Genomic DNA, 15,194 nt, shown 5'->3' on the forward strand with positions numbered 1-15,194 from the left:
CCTACGGCACAACGATCAGCATATCGTCCGCCGTTCCAACGGCGCGCCAGCCCGGAACATACATAGACTCAACCTGAGACGGCGGCACGCGGTAAGTACCCGGCATCACCGCTCGGGCCAGATAGACCAGCGTGACCGGCTGATTTGCACTGACGGCAACCGCCGCCACAAAGCGATCGTCGCGAAATTCCATATGCTGGATATCCGCCTGCTGCATCTGGTTGAGCCACTCCTGCACCTCAGTGCCGTTGTCCTGCAGATTGGCGCTGCTGTTCGCCAGATTCTGGTTTTCCAGCTCAAGCCCCGCTGGCAGCATATCGACAACCAACGCGTCCGGTACGTTCTGGCTGGCGTTAACGTCCAGCTTCACCAGCACCAGCTCGCCGCTGCGCAGGGAAGAGAGCGATTTACGCTGCCCGTCGGTACCGTAGAACTGCCGCTCGATATGCAGCACGTTACTGGACGCCGCAGGTGCATTCTCCGGATACCCGGTGCTGTCCAGGCGCAGCCACAGCGGCTGCTCTCCTTTGTTCGTCACTGTCAGCGCGGAGAGCTGGTCGCCGTCGAGATTCCGCGTCAACGCTTTATGCCCTTGCAGCGGCTGGCTTTCAAAGGAGGTTTGCGCCTGCCAGTTGCCCGGCAAATCCACCAAGCCTTTCGCCGCCAGGAACAGCGCGTTGTTCTCCTGCGTCGACAGCCAGCGCTCGCTGAATGCCTGCTCGGAGAGCGTTTGCAGCAGCGTGTTTTGCGCGTCTGGCAGTAGCTTGTTCTCTTCCAGCAGCGAAAGCATCAGCGCGTTATCGCGAAGTGCGCTACCGTAATCCGCCAGCCAGCGTCGCTGATCCTCGCGTTTGGTAGTAAGTGAGAGCTGGATAGCCTGTTCGCTACGCGGCGCATCGCCCATCGCTTTCAGCGCGATGCCTAACTGCATCAGCGGCAGACCTGAACCCGCCTGAGCGCGACGCTCCCACAGTTCACGGAGCGCACCAAGCGGCGCTTTTTGCTGCCGCGCCAGCACCAGGCCTGCATAGGCCTGAATAGCGAAGCGACTTGCCGCGTTATCATCGGTATAACGCACGCTCATCAGCCCCGGCTCCTGCAGGTAGCGCAGCATACGGTTATTGCCTTTATTAATGGCCTCAGCCGGCACGCTATAGCCCTGCTCACCCGCACGAACCAGGAAGTCCATCACGTAGGCCGTCAGCCAGTACTCTTCCGAACCGTCTTTATCCCACAGCGCGAAGCCACCGTTATCCTTCTGCATTTGCAGCAGACGCGAGATACCGATGTCCACCGCCGCGCGGCGTTTATCGTCGCTATCGCCGACAATGCCCAGCGTTTTCAACTGTGCCGCATTGGTATAAAGCTGCGGGAAGAGGCCGCTGGCGGTCTGCTCCAGACAGCCGTACGGATAGGCCTTCAGTTCGCGAATATAGCGCGCCAGATTCAGCGGCGGTTTACCGCTCAGCAGCAACTGCCCCTGTAGCGTGACCGGCGAGAAGTTCAGATGCTGATTTTCCGCAACGCTCCAGCTTTCACCCGGTTGCAGCACCGCACCGCTATTGACGGTTTGCGCCGGGTAGGCTGGACGCACGCCGATTTTCCACTGCTTGTGGAAATCGGCCAGGGTTTCATCCGGCAGCGTCATCCCCGTCACCGTAACGTTGACTTCGCCATCACCGTAGCCTTCGCCAGCGCTAACCGGAACAAAAAGCGTATGGCGCACACCAGGTTCCAGCGTAACCTGCTGCGGCTGCGCACTTTTCAGCTGTAGCAGGCCGCTGGCCGCTAACAGGACGTTGAGCGTCTGCGGCTTGTCCGTCAGGTTGGTGACGTCCAGCGTCAGGCGTGCGCTGTCGCCGCCGGCCATAAAGCGTGGGCTATTCAGCTCAACCACCACCGGCGCGGCGACCACAACTTTCGACTCGCTGCTGCCAAAATCTTCCGCCGTCCACGCCTGCGCCATCACTCTCAGCTCACCGTTAAAGTCACCGATAGGCAGCGTAACGGTACCCTCACCGTTTTCATCAAGCGCCACAGGCTGCGCCTGTTCAGCAATAATGGTGACGTGGTTAACCGGCGGTTTGCCGCCACGATTAAGTTCGTCGCCGTCACCGCCAAAACGCAGGCTAGCCAGTCGCCCCTGGCCTTCAATCACCTGACCGTAGATGTCGTAGATATCCGCGCCGTAGCGTTTCTGGCCAAAGAAGGCTTGCCACGGGTCCGGCGTGACATAGTCGGTAATGTTCAGCACGCCGCTATCAACCGCTGAGAGCAGCACGTTCACCTGCTTCGGCGTATCGCCCTCTTTGCGCTTCACTTTGACTTTGACGGTTAGCGGCTGGTTTGGACGCATTTTCTGCGGCCCCTCCAGCGTTACATCCAGACGACGCTGTTCATCGCCTAGCGGCAGATGCAATACGCCCACCGCCCGCTTCGGCGTTGCAGAACGGGATTTATCCCCCGGACGCACCACCAGCGTACTGAGGTAGAGGTCGTGACGGTTCCAGCTTTTATCCACCGGAATGGTGAGATCCAGCCCTTCGGCCGGAACGTTAATTTCCTGCCACCACAGCGGGCCGTCGCTGGACTCCACCATGGCATAGCCTTTGCCTGCTGCCGGAGCAGCAACGTGCAGCTTGATAGTATCGCCTGGACGATAGTTCGGTTTATCGAGTTTCAGCGTCACGCGATCCGGGCGCGCCGCGCCGCTGCCATCGCTGTTGTCTTGCCAGCTATAACCGGCCCAGAAGCGCACGCTGGTTACCGCGTCGTTCGGTGCCTTCACTTCTAATCGATAAGCGCCCCACTCTACCGGGAAGCTGACTTTGCCGGTTTCATCGGCTTTCAACGCCAGCGTCTCTTCACCTTCGACCAGATCTTTTTGATCGAAGCGTGACTGCCAGCCATCGCTTTCTGACCAGTTCCAGTAGTAATCGCGGCGTTCGCGAATCAGCCGAACCTGAAGATCGGAAACGGCCTTTTTTTCACCCTTGGCATCGGTGTAGACGATATCAAATGCTGCCTGGCTATTTTCATCGACGATCGGCTGATTCACCGTGGTGTCGGTGCGGTAGTCATAGACCGCCTTACTGGCGAACTGCGGGCGAATACCCGGCAGTTCAGATGCTGGCCAGATGGCCTGCGTGGCGCGACGAGTGACTGGACGACCGCCGGACTCGAGCAGGCTGGCCTGAAGAATCACCTGCAGCGGCGAATGCGTTTCCTGCCACTGGCTGGCGGTGGTCACTTCTCCGTGACCTTTGGCATCCAGCGTCAGGTTCATTTCATCAAGGCTACGGGTGGTATTTTGTTCGGCAATATCGCCAAACTGGAAGCCCGGCAGCGCGGCAACAGCTTCGCGCAGCGGGCGTAAAAACAGTTTCCCCTGCAGGCTATTGCCGTTAGCCGGTGCGCCGTAAAGATAGTAGCCCGACACGTCAAACTTCACGTCGTCATCCGGTGCAATCGGCGTCGGCTGCGGCGTCAGGTTGAGCGCCATACGCTCAGGCATAAAGTCTTCGACGTGGAAATCCCATTCGCGCGGCTGGTTATCGCCGGTATTGGCGCGAATATGCCACATGCCTGTTGCCGCGCTGCTGTCCAGCGGATAGGTAAACTGATAGAGACCGTTCACCGGCTGGCTGACGACACTGCGGATCACCTGCCCGTCAGGTTTCACCACCTCAAGTTTCACCGGCTGTTCCGGTAACGCTTTACCATTACCATCGCGCAGCAGGCCGTTGAGGATCACCGTTTCGCCGGGGCGATAAAGATCGCGCGGGCCAAACATAAAGAACTGCTTGCTGTAGCCAGGGTCACCTGCAACGTTAAACTCCGCCAGGTCGAGTGCCGGCAGTTTAAGATCAAGTAAGGTGGTTTGCCCCTCTTTGCGCGCCAGCAGCAGCGCTGCCTCTTTATCGGTTTTCAGGACCGCATGCCCCTGAGCATCGCTGGTCGCCTGCGCCAGGGTTTGCCCTTTGTCGTTGAGCAGCGTGAGCTCAACCGCCGACTGGGCCCCGCCGTTTTCAAGGCTTTGCGTGAATACGTCAAGCTGGTTGTGGTAACGGTGCAGCGACACGCCAACGTCACTGAGAGTAAAGAGCGTAGCGGCATTACTGTAGCTGTACTGCCCCGCCGGGTTCATCACCGCAATGTAGACACCGGACTGCTGTAGGGGCGCAATATCTTTCAGCGGCAGCAGCAGTTTTTCCCGCGTGTTGCGTGCCGGGTTAAGGTCAAAACGCCCGGTGTAAACCAGATCCGCCATTTTCAACAGTTCGTCGGACTCCCAGTTGCTGAGCGAGCTGCGGTACTCCCACTGGCTGACAAACGCCGCCAGCGATTCCGGCTTCACGCGAAAGAAGTTAACGTCCACGTGCGGCACGTTAAGCACCATGACCGGCAGCCCGTCCACCACTTTGCCCGGCAGCAATGAGCCGCGGCTGGCGAAGCCAACGCTTGGGGCAATATCACGGGTGGTCAGCGTTTTCTCCACGCTGGTGCCGAAGGTGGCCTTATTCAGCGCAGCAAGCTCTGGGTCAACGGTGACAATCAGATCGCGCTTCGGCTCCAGATGACGCAGACGCAGCTCTTTCAGATTCGGCGACAGCTCCCAGGCACCGTCCACCTTGCCGCTTTTCTTATCCACCACGTGGACGGTCTTGCTGAAATCCTGCTCGGGATTGAGCGCAATGGAGAACGTCAGCACCAGCGTGGCTGCGCCATCAAGCTGCACTTCAGAGGCATCAAGCAGCGTAAGCGCTTTACCCTGGCTTTGTTGAGCCAGCTTTTCCAGCTGCGCAGCATCTGGTTTGGCGGGCGCGGCGTTCTGCGATGAAGAAGCGGCGGGTTTGACCTCCGGCGCTTTCTTGCTGTCATCACATCCGACAAGAAGCGTGGCGGTCAACATAGCAAGCACGGCTAAACGGAACGGTTTCATCCTTATAACCTCTGACGTTAAGTCTCTATTTCGTTAATTCACATAGTATTATGCGCAAACGTGACTTTTACCAATAGCACGCTCATTTCAGGGCTGATTTTCAGATTGCATATATAGCCTTAATCACAACCGCAGCGTTGCTAACTTGTCAGCTCTCCGGAAAACATCGACAATTCCTCTACGATTGCAAATGGAGGCACTCAATGACCACCTCTTTCTTTGTCGCCGCCGATTGGCTGGCTGAGCACATTAACGACCCAGCAGTTCAAATCATCGATGCACGAATGGCTCCTCCTGGGCAGGAACATCGGGATATGGCGGGCGAATACCGCGCGGGCCATCTGCCCGGGGCGCTGTTCTTTGATATTGAAGCGCTGTCCGACCACACCTCTACGCTGCCGCATATGATGCCGCGCCCGGAAGCCTTCGCCGTCGCCATGCGCGAACTGGGTGTCAACAGCGACCGTCATTTAGTGGTATATGACGAGGGTAATCTGTTCTCCGCGCCACGCGCGTGGTGGATGCTGAAAACCTTCGGTGTGGAAAACGTCTCTATTCTGGCGGGCGGCCTCGCGGGCTGGCAGCGCGATGAACTGCTGCTCGAAAAGGGCGATGTTGATGCTGGTGAGGGCGAGTTTGAGGTTAAATTTAACGCCGATGCCGTTGTGCGCCTGACCGATGTGCTATTGGCAAGCCATGAGCGTTCGAAGCAGATTGTCGATGCGCGTCCAGCCGGGCGTTTTAATGCCGAAGTGGATGAACCACGCCCTGGCCTGCGTCGCGGCCATATTCCCGGCGCGCTGAACGTGCCGTGGAGCGAACTGACCTTTAATGGCGAGCTGAAGACCACCGACGAGTTGGAAATGATTTTTGCTCGTCAGGGCGTAGACCTTAATCAGCCGATTATCACCAGCTGCGGCTCAGGCGTGACGGCAGCGGTGGTTCTGCTGGCGCTGGAGACGTTGGGGGCAAAAGAAGTGGTATTGTATGACGGTGCCTGGAGTGAATGGGGCGCGCGCGATGACTTGCCGATTGAGCCTCAGAGGTAACAACGGGACCGTGCCATCCCGGGGTCGGCGTATAACGCCTCGCCCGGGCTACGAATGCAGGCCGGATAAGGCGTTTACGTCGCCATCCGGCCTGGTTTCAAATGATTCGGTTCTGCTTAAAATCACGCAGGAAACTGCCCCAGCGCTTTTCATAGAACGGAGTGATATGGGCGAGCATAAAGTGGCTGATGCCCTTTTCGCCTTCCACCACCTGGCAGATATCAATCGGCTCGTCGCCCGGTAGGGTGTCGGTCGCGACGCTGCCGGCGGCGTGAATAATCTCTTCGATATCCCCTTCCGCTTCAATACCAATCAGCAGGTTAGGCTGTTCGTCCGCACGCTCTTTAATGGAGCAGATAAACGCACGTTTCACCGTTTTCAGGGTTTTAAACAGCGTGGTCAGCGACTCCACCATCTGAGCCGGTGGCTCCGCCACTTCAGAGAGCAGCAGCGCGCTGCCGCCTTCGAGCACTTCCTGCGTGCTGAGCGGGTTGCCCTCTTCGCCAATCAGATGGCTAATTTCACGCGGGGTAAACTCTTTGCCAGTCGGCAGCTTCGCGTTGAGGAACAGGGTTTCGCCAAGCGTCATTTCAAACAGCGTGCGCACCGGCATAACCACAAAGGACTGTTCGGTGGTGACGGCCTCTTTTAAGGCCTCCAGCGACGTGAAGAATGGGATAACGGAGGTGCCGTCATCTTTTTCCCAGTGCTGTAACTCTAAGGCGCTGTCGTCGACAACCTGCTGGTCGTCAGCCGCACTGCCGGGTACCCAGACGGTGGACTCCAGTAAGGTGCGGAAAAAGGCTGGGCGATGAGCGGGTTCAGTTGCAGCTTGTTCCAGCAGCGTTTCAAGTTCGTTTTTGCTTTCAGACATAGTGCTTCCAGAAGGTGTGAATACCCCTCACCCCGGCCCTCTCCCCAAAAGGGCGAGGGAGAAAACCGATCGCCATTGGGTGAGTGTGAACACCGGACGGTCCCCTCTCCCCTTTGGGGAGAGGGTTAGGGTGAGGGAAAAAGATTACTCAGCGGTCAACAGATTCGCGATAGTCCGCACGCCCAGCCCAGTCGCACCCGCCGACCACTGCTCAACGGCTGCTTTACGGTAGGTCGCGGAACAGTCGATATGCAGCCAACCTTCGTGATAGTTCTCGACGAAGTGGGACAGGAAGCCCGCCGCGGTGCTGGCGCCGGCCGGGTAGGCCGCGCTGCCGGTGTTGTTCAGCTCAGCAAAGTTAGACGGCAGCTGGTTGCGGTGGAACTCGGCCAGCGGCAGGCGCCAGAAGGCTTCGTTTTCCGCACTGGCGCTCGCCAGCAGGCGGTTAGCCAGTTTGTCATCAAAGCTGAACAGCGCGTGGTAATCGTTGCCCAGCGCGGTTTTAGCCGCCCCGGTTAGGGTTGCCGCGTCGATAATAAGCTCTGGCTTCTGCGCGCTAGCGTCAATCAGGCCATCAGCCAGCACCAGGCGACCTTCTGCATCGGTGTTCATCACTTCGACGTTTTTACCGTTACGGTAGTGGATGATATCGCCCAGCTTGAACGCGTTGCCGCTGATCAGGTTATCCGCACAGCACAGGTACAGTTTTACGCGCTTGTTCAGGCCACGGGTAATCGCCAGCGCCAGCGCGCCGGTCACCGTCGCCGCACCGCCCATATCGGACTTCATGGAGTCCATGAACGCGCTTTGTTTGATGCTGTAGCCGCCAGAGTCGAAGGTGATGCCTTTACCGACCAGGCAGGCGTAAACCGGTGCTTCTTTATCGCCCGTTGGGTTGTAGTCCAGCGCCAGCAGTACCGGCGGACGTTCGGAACCACGACCCACGGTGTGCAGGCCCGCGTAACCCTGCTCACGCAGATCTTCACCTTTAGTGATGCGATAAGAGACGTTGTCGCACGCCACGCCGCACAGCAGGTCAACCGCGCGCTGCGCCAGCTGCTCTGGACCCAGCTCTTCCGCTGGAGCGTTGATGGTGTCGCGCACCCAGTCAATGTAGGTCAGACGGTTGTCGAGCTCCTGGCGCTGTGCGTCGTCAAGCTCAGGCCATGCAACCTGACGGGTGCCTTTCGGCCCTTTGTAGCCCGCCCAGAAGGCCCAGGCGAGGTCAACGTTCCAGCCTTCGTCGCTCAACGCAACATGCTTGATGCCCATGCCGTCGATTTTACGCGCCGCGCGCTGGATAAGGCCTGCGTCGTCGCGGCCGGTCAGGTGCAGGACAATACCTTCATCATTAATGCTATAGGCCGCTTTTTCACCCCAGCGCGCATCGGCTGGCTGAGTAGAAAGGGTAATTTTCATGGCTTCTGTCATTTTTTTATCCTTATTAGCAAACGGGCCGCCGAATGGCAGCCCGTTATGTCTTTTGCTAAATGATTCGCGTTGCAGGAAGGCGGCAAGTGAGCGAATCCCCGGGAGCATAGCAAACTATGTGACTGGGGTGAGCGAGCGTAGCCAACGCACCTGCGGCGCGAATCATGACGCAAAAATTATTCTGCTTCATCCAACCAGACTAGCAGAATTGCCTCAAGGATTTTTTCATTTGATGCCTGAGGATCATCATCAAAATCTTCGAGGTCGCAAATCCACTGGTGCATGTCGGTGAAGCGTACCGTTTTCGGATCGGTATCCGGGTAAGCATCGTAAAGCGCTTCGCCGATTTCGCGGCTGTCAGTCCACTTAAGTCCCATACTATCCTCTTAGTGCTCGCGCGCGTGGTTAATTGTGTAACGCGGAATTTCGACCACCAGGTCTTCATCCGTGACGCGAGCCTGGCAGCTCAGGCGGCTATCTGGTTCCAGCCCCCAGGCTTTATCCAGCATATCGTCTTCGTCTTCGGTGCTTTCTGGCAGCGAGTCGAAACCTTCACGCACGATGCAGTGGCAGGTGGTGCAGGCACAGGATTTTTCGCAGGCGTGTTCAATCTCGATACCGCTACGCAGCGCAGCATCCAGAATCGTTTCACCGGTCTCAGCTTCCACAACGATGCCATCCGGACACAGGTCCTGATGTGGCAAAAAAACAATCTTTGGCATATTAAACCTCGTCCACGGATTGGCCTTTCAGCGCGACACGGACGGATTGGTCCATGCGGCGAGCGGCGAATTCCTGGGTTTGTTTGTCAACGTTTTTAATGGCTTGTTCTATGGCGTCAGTGTCATTGCCCTCGGCAACCGCGCTCAGTACGGCGGCAGCCTCGTCAATCTCCTGACGCTCTGCGGCGCTTAACAGCGCGGCATCAGCGGCCAGCGCGCTGTGCAGGCTTTCCAGCACGCGAGCGGCTTCCACTTTCTGCTCTGCCAGCATACGTGCTTTCACGTCCTGCTCGGCATAGCTCATGGAATCCTGAATCATGGTGGCGATTTCACCATCGGTCAGACCGTAGGACGGCTTCACCTGAATAGACGACTCAACGCCGGTGGATTTCTCCATGGCGGTGACGCTCAGCAGGCCGTCGGCGTCCACCTGGAAGGTGACACGAATGTGCGCACCGCCAGCCGGCAGCGCCGGGATACCGCGCAGCGCAAAGCGCGCCAGTGAACGGCAGTCCTGCACCAGTTCGCGCTCGCCCTGCATCACGTGGATGGACATCGCGGTCTGGCCGTCTTTAAAGGTGGTGAACTCCTGCGCACGGGCCACCGGGATGGTGGTGTTACGCGGAATAACTTTCTCTACCAGGCCACCCATGGTTTCGAGGCCGAGAGAGAGCGGGATCACGTCGAGCAGCAGCATTTCGCTGTCCGGCTTGTTGCCGACCAGAATATCAGCCTGAATGGCGGCGCCAATGGCGACCACTTTATCCGGGTCGATAGAGGTCAGCGGCGTACGGCCAAAGAATTCACCTACGCGCTCACGCACCAGCGGTACGCGGGTAGAACCGCCAACCATCACCACTTCCAGCACCTCTTCAGCATCAACGCCTGCATCTTTCAATGCGCGGCGGCAAGCCAGCAGCGTGCGCTTCACCAGTGCGGAAATCAGATCGTTAAACTGTTCGCGAGTCACTTCGCCTTTCCAGCCAGCGACCTCAACGGTCACGTGCTCGGCATCGCTCAGGGCGATTTTGGCGGCGATAGCGGCGTCAAGCAGTTCGCGCTGTACGCGGTTATCGCTACGATCGGCAATACCTGCCTGTTCGCGGATATGGTCGGCCAGCAGGTGGTCGAAGTCGTCGCCGCCCAGCGCGGAATCGCCGCCGGTGGCCAGCACTTCAAACACGCCGCGGCTCAGGCGCAGAATGGAGATATCGAAGGTACCGCCGCCCAGATCGTAGACGGCAATCACCCCTTCCTGACCGGAATCGAGGCCGTAGGCAATGGCCGCGGCAGTCGGTTCGTTCAGCAGACGCAGCACATGCAGGCCAGCCAGACGCGCGGCGTCTTTGGTGCCCTGACGCTGTGCATCGTCAAAGTAAGCGGGAACGGTAATCACCACGCCATCAAGCTCGCCTTCAAGCGTTTCGGTGGCACGAGCTGCCAGCGCTTTGAGGATATCGGCCGAGACGCGGATTGGATTCAGTACACCGGCCTTGGTCACCAGCATCGGCAGGCCGTTTTCGCTCGCCTGGAACTGGTACGGCAGGTGTGGGTAACGCGTCTGGATATCCGCCAGCGAGCGGCCCATCATGCGTTTTACGGAGCTAATGGTGTTGGCTGGGTCCAGCGCGGCGTTGGTACGCGCATCGTAGCCGACCACGTGGCCCTGCTCCTGATAGTGCACAACGGAAGGCAGCAGGTGACGCCCCTGATTGTCGGCCAGCGTTTCCGCCTGACCGCTACGCACGGTAGCCACCAGGGAATTGGTGGTGCCTAAGTCAATGCCCACCGCCAGACGACGCTGGTGCGGTGCGGCGCTTAGACCCGGCTCACTAATTTGTAATAAGGCCATGTTAAGCTTCCAGAATCAAAAATCGAGCAGCTTTTCTTCGAGTAATTCAGCGCTGCTTTGGAGTTTATCGAGAAAACGCAGTTTACGTACGGTATCCGCCGCCGCTTCCCACGTTTGTGAATCGAGTTCCGCCACCATCTGCTGCTGGCGTTGGCTGTACATTGCTTTGATACGCTTGATAAGCCCTTCCAGGCGGTCGGTATCTTTCGCCTGTTCAATCTCGTCCAGCTCTTCACGCAGCTCCAGCTGTTCCATCAGGAACGCGGTGTCGCGCACGGTGTGCTGTTCGGAGGCAAGATCAAAACCGTGAAGGGAGAGCAGATATTCAGCACGCGTCAGCGGGTGACGCAGCGTTTGCCAGGCCTGGTTGATGTTCGCAGAACGCTGGACCGCCGCGAGCTGTTCAGCGTCGCTGGCGCTGGCAAAACGATCGGGGTGGTTCTGACGCTGCAGGTCCTGGAAGCGTGCCGCGAGGGCCTGAGTGTCTACGTGATAACCGGCTGGCAATCCAAAGAGAGTGAAGTAATCCATGACGATCTCAGGGTTAACTATTTAAAACAAACCCCACGCACAGCGATGAAACCATGGGTGGGGTTGGCAGGACTCAAAATCAGACGTTAAAGCTTTCGCCGCAACCGCACTCGTCTTTTACGTTCGGGTTAGTAAATTTAAACCCTTCGTTCAGACCTTCTTTCACGAAGTCGAGCTGCGTGCCGTCGAGAAATTGCAGGCTCTTACCGTCGATGACAACCTTCACGCCTTTGTCTTCGAAAACGGTGTCTTCTGCCGCCGGCTCGTCAACAAATTCCAGTACATAGGCCATACCTGAACAACCGGACGTTCTCACGCCAAGACGCAGACCAAACCCTTTACCGCGGTTTGACAGGAAGGTATTGACTCGCGCTGCTGCACTGTCGCTTAAGGTAATCGACATAAAAACCTCAACTCTTAATTATTTTGCTTCACGTTTGCTTTTGTAATCCGCAATAGCGGCTTTAATCGCGTCTTCTGCCAGGATAGAACAGTGAATTTTCACTGGTGGCAGTTCAAGCTCGTCTGCGATATCGGTATTTTTAATGGCCTGTGCTTCGTCCAGGGATTTCCCTTTTACCCACTCGGTGACGAGGGAGCTGGAAGCAATGGCGGAACCGCAGCCGTAGGTCTTGAAACGCGCGTCTTCAATGATACCTTCATTGTTGACTTTAATCTGCAACTTCATCACGTCGCCGCAGGCCGGAGCACCGACCATACCGCTGCCGACGCTCTCGTCGCTGTTGTCGAAAGAACCTACGTTACGTGGGTTCTCGTAGTGATCGATTACTTTTTCGCTGTAAGCCATGATGAATTCTCCTTATCGGTACCGATTAATGATGCGACCATTCAATGCTGTTCAGATCCACGCCCTGCTTGAACATTTCCCACAGTGGAGAAAGGTCGCGCAGACGGCCAATGGAGTTGCGAACCAGATTGATGGTGTAGTCAATCTCTTCTTCGGTAGTGAAACGACCTAAAGAGAAACGAATGGAGCTATGCGCCAGCTCATCGGTCATGCCCAGTGCGCGCAGCACGTAGGATGGCTCAAGGCTTGCGGAAGTACAGGCAGAACCGGAGGAAACCGCCAGGTCTTTCAGCGCCATAATCAGGGATTCACCTTCAACGTAGTTAAAGCTCACGTTGAGGATGTTTGGTGCGCCCTGCTCAAGGTCACCGTTCAGGTAGACTTCTTCCATATCCTTCACGCCGTTCCACAGACGGTTACGCAGACCGCGCAGACGGGCCATTTCGGTCTCCATCTCTTCTTTCGCGATACGGTAAGCTTCGCCCATGCCGACGATCTGGTGAACAGGCAGGGTACCGGAACGCATGCCGCGCTCGTGACCGCCGCCGTGCATCTGCGCTTCGATACGGATACGTGGTTTACGGCGAACGTACAGCGCGCCGATACCTTTTGGACCGTAGATTTTATGACCGGAGAAGGACATCAGGTCAACTTTCAGCTGGCTCAGGTCGATAGGCAGTTTGCCCACGCTCTGGGTCGCATCAACGTGATAGATGATGCCGCGCGCACGGCACATTTCGCCAATGGTCGCGATATCCTGCACCACGCCGATTTCGTTGTTCACGTGCATGATGGAGACGAGGATAGTGTCGTCACGCATGGCTGCTTCGAGCTCTTTGAGATCGATAATGCCGTTGCGCTGTGGCGCCAGATAGGTGATTTCGAAACCTTCGCGCTCGAGCTGACGACAGGTGTCCAGCACGGCTTTATGCTCGGTTTTGCTGGTGATGATGTGCTTGCCTTTTTTCTGATAAAAGTTGGCTGCACCTTTAATCGCCAGGTTGTCGGATTCAGTCGCACCGGAGGTAAAGACGATTTCACGCGGGTCTGCACCCACGAGGTCGGCAATCTGGTTACGGGCGATATCTACCGCCTCTTCAGCCTGCCAGCCGAAACGGTGTGAACGAGAGGCCGGGTTACCAAAGGTCCCGTCCAGGGTCAGAAACTGCATCATTTTCTCGGCAACACGCGGGTCCACCGGCGTGGTTGCGGAGTAGTCGAGATAAATCGGTAATTTCATTGCTCTTTAACTCCGTACATCACTCAATGCAAGGAGTCAGGCAACCGGCTGGATGTACGACCGTGTTGACGGGACGCTGTCCCGGCCTGACTCTGAAATCTCATTTTTATCTATAACCAGCCCTGCGGCGTGTGCCCGATACGGCACACGGCAGAGCAGGTGGATTATGCACGTAACTTAACGTCGATAGCGTCTTGTACGCGGGTATTGCGGGAGGTGTCGTGCGAATGCTGGCGGCCAGACACGTCCAGAACTTCCTGGTTATTAACCAGTTCACCGAGGGTGATGTTGTTCAGGAAGCCGGTCAGACGGTCGCTCAGATCGCGCCAGAGTGCGTGGGTCAAACATTTATCGCCGCCCTGGCAGCCACCTTTCCCCTGACAGCGGGTGGCGTCAACGGACTCGTCCACTGCGCTAATCACTTCACCCACTGCGATGTGGTTTGCTTCTTTACCCAGCAGATAACCACCGCCAGGACCGCGTACGCTGGATACTAAGCCATTTTTACGCAGGCGGGAGAACAGCTGCTCCAGATAGGAGAGTGAAATTCCCTGACGTTCAGAAATATCAGCCAACGGCACCGGGCCCGCTTCGGAGTTGAGTGCAACGTCCAGCATCGCGGTTACGGCATAACGCCCTTTAGATGTCAGTCTCATGTCTTACTTAACCTCAAACTCGCCCCTGCCCGGGGTTTTTAATAATATTGTGGGTATTGCATAGCAGGGGCAAGTCTGACATTCCTGACTAAATCAGTCAACTATTTACTTGAGTAATTTAGTCAGGTATTTGGCGTTCCGTGCGGTATTGATTTTCCGGATGGCGCTGCGCTTATCCAGCCCACAGGCCGCACGATTTGTAGGCCGGATAAGCGCAGCGCCATCCGGCATTAACGCGGTTACTTGCCTTTATTCTGCTGCTCAATAGACGCCAGAATCCCACGCAGGATGTTCAGCTCCTGGCTTTCCGGCCGCGCACGGGTAAACAGACGACGTAAACGGCTCATCACCTGCCCCGGATGGTTTTCGCGGATAAAACCGGTAGCGAGCAGCGTCTGCTCCAGATGGCCGTAGAAACGTTCAAGATCGTCCACCAGCGGGTATGGCGTCTCTTCGTGCTCAACCTTCGGTTCGTTGCTTTCCTGCGTCGCCAGCCAGGCCATGCGCACTTCATAAGAGATAACCTGCACGGCCATCGCCAGGTTCAGCGAGCTGTATTCCGGGTTAGCGGCAATCGCCACGTGGTAATGACATTTCTGCAGTTCATCGTTGGTCAGGCCAACGCGCTCACGACCGAACACCAGCGCGACCGGCGCATGTTCACCTTCTGAGACGCTTTTCAGGCCGCACTCGCGCGGGTCAAGCATCGGCCACGGCAGCGTACGGGAACGCGCGCTGGTGCCCACCACCAGGCTACAACCGGCCAGCGCTTCGTCGAGGGTGTCAACGATCTGCGCGTTGCCAATCACATCGCTGGCACCGGCCGCCAGGGCGATGGCCTGGGAGTCCGGCTTAACCAGCGGATTGACCAGCCATAGATTGGTTAAACCCATGGTTTTCATAGCGCGGGCCACGGAGCCCATGTTGCCGGTATGAGAGGTTTCGACCAGCACGATTCGGATATTTTGCAGCATTGTCATTCTTCGTCTAAAGATTATTCAGCCATATTACCATAAACCTGAGACATATTCCGAATTCGCTGCTATGATATGCGCCGTTTTCCCCGTTCTTTAACATCCAGTGAGAGTA

Annotated in this window: 13 protein-coding genes; 1 reads left to right on the forward strand and 12 read right to left on the reverse strand. The window is 57.2% G+C overall.

Features of this window, described 5'->3' with window-relative positions; translation table 11 throughout:
- Position 1: 1 nt before the first annotated feature.
- On the reverse strand, positions 2 to 4,942 hold the full coding sequence (locus tag ACLGE8_RS19295) for an alpha-2-macroglobulin family protein (RefSeq protein WP_411000510.1): 4,941 nt from the start codon (positions 4,940 to 4,942) through the stop codon (positions 2 to 4).
- Positions 4,943 to 5,145: 203 nt separating this feature from the next.
- On the opposite strand from ACLGE8_RS19295, the gene sseA reads away from it, so the two are divergent.
- Entirely contained in the window at positions 5,146 to 5,991 is an 846-nt protein-coding gene (sseA, locus tag ACLGE8_RS19300; protein WP_411000512.1) for a 3-mercaptopyruvate sulfurtransferase, read from the forward strand.
- A 97-nt stretch (positions 5,992 to 6,088) separates the two neighbouring features.
- Here sseA and sseB read toward each other — a convergent pair whose 3' ends face one another.
- The 11 genes from sseB to trmJ form a co-directional block, all read right to left on the reverse strand.
- Complete coding sequence (sseB, locus tag ACLGE8_RS19305) at positions 6,089 to 6,865, reverse strand: enhanced serine sensitivity protein SseB (RefSeq protein WP_411000514.1); 777 nt, start codon at positions 6,863 to 6,865, stop codon at positions 6,089 to 6,091.
- A 144-nt stretch (positions 6,866 to 7,009) separates the two neighbouring features.
- Positions 7,010 to 8,296 carry an aminopeptidase PepB gene (gene pepB, locus ACLGE8_RS19310; protein ID WP_411000516.1) on the reverse strand — a complete coding sequence of 429 codons (1,287 nt, stop codon included), beginning with the start codon at positions 8,294 to 8,296 and terminating at the stop codon, positions 7,010 to 7,012.
- A 176-nt stretch (positions 8,297 to 8,472) separates the two neighbouring features.
- On the reverse strand, positions 8,473 to 8,673 hold the full coding sequence (gene iscX, locus ACLGE8_RS19315; protein ID WP_185668888.1) for a Fe-S cluster assembly protein IscX: 201 nt from the start codon (positions 8,671 to 8,673) through the stop codon (positions 8,473 to 8,475).
- 9 nt (positions 8,674 to 8,682) lie between these two features.
- Positions 8,683 to 9,018, reverse strand: coding sequence for an ISC system 2Fe-2S type ferredoxin (fdx, locus tag ACLGE8_RS19320; protein WP_035891374.1), 336 nt, complete (start codon positions 9,016 to 9,018; stop codon positions 8,683 to 8,685).
- Between the two features lies 1 nt (position 9,019).
- Positions 9,020 to 10,870: a Fe-S protein assembly chaperone HscA gene (hscA, locus tag ACLGE8_RS19325; protein ID WP_411000518.1), complete on the reverse strand. Its 1,851-nt coding sequence runs from the start codon at positions 10,868 to 10,870 to the stop codon at positions 9,020 to 9,022.
- Between the two features lie 15 nt (positions 10,871 to 10,885).
- Positions 10,886 to 11,401, reverse strand: a complete 516-nt coding sequence (gene hscB / locus ACLGE8_RS19330) for a co-chaperone HscB (protein WP_411000520.1) — start codon at positions 11,399 to 11,401, stop codon at positions 10,886 to 10,888.
- A gap of 79 nt (positions 11,402 to 11,480) precedes the next feature.
- Entirely contained in the window at positions 11,481 to 11,804 is a 324-nt protein-coding gene (iscA, locus tag ACLGE8_RS19335; RefSeq protein WP_035891367.1) for an iron-sulfur cluster assembly protein IscA, read from the reverse strand.
- A gap of 18 nt (positions 11,805 to 11,822) precedes the next feature.
- Positions 11,823 to 12,209, reverse strand: a complete 387-nt coding sequence (iscU, locus tag ACLGE8_RS19340) for a Fe-S cluster assembly scaffold IscU (protein WP_005120408.1) — start codon at positions 12,207 to 12,209, stop codon at positions 11,823 to 11,825.
- A gap of 25 nt (positions 12,210 to 12,234) precedes the next feature.
- Complete coding sequence (gene iscS, locus ACLGE8_RS19345) at positions 12,235 to 13,449, reverse strand: cysteine desulfurase (protein ID WP_035891364.1); 1,215 nt, start codon at positions 13,447 to 13,449, stop codon at positions 12,235 to 12,237.
- 164 nt (positions 13,450 to 13,613) lie between these two features.
- Complete coding sequence (gene iscR, locus ACLGE8_RS19350; protein WP_035891361.1) at positions 13,614 to 14,105, reverse strand: Fe-S cluster assembly transcriptional regulator IscR; 492 nt, start codon at positions 14,103 to 14,105, stop codon at positions 13,614 to 13,616.
- 239 nt (positions 14,106 to 14,344) lie between these two features.
- A complete protein-coding gene (gene trmJ / locus ACLGE8_RS19355; protein WP_411000523.1) occupies positions 14,345 to 15,079 on the reverse strand; it encodes a tRNA (cytosine(32)/uridine(32)-2'-O)-methyltransferase TrmJ in 735 nt (244 codons plus the stop codon).
- Between the last annotated feature and the right edge of the window lie 115 nt (positions 15,080 to 15,194).

It is taken from the genome of Kluyvera sp. 142486 (genome assembly GCF_046569695.1).
GTDB lineage: Bacteria > Pseudomonadota > Gammaproteobacteria > Enterobacterales > Enterobacteriaceae > Kluyvera.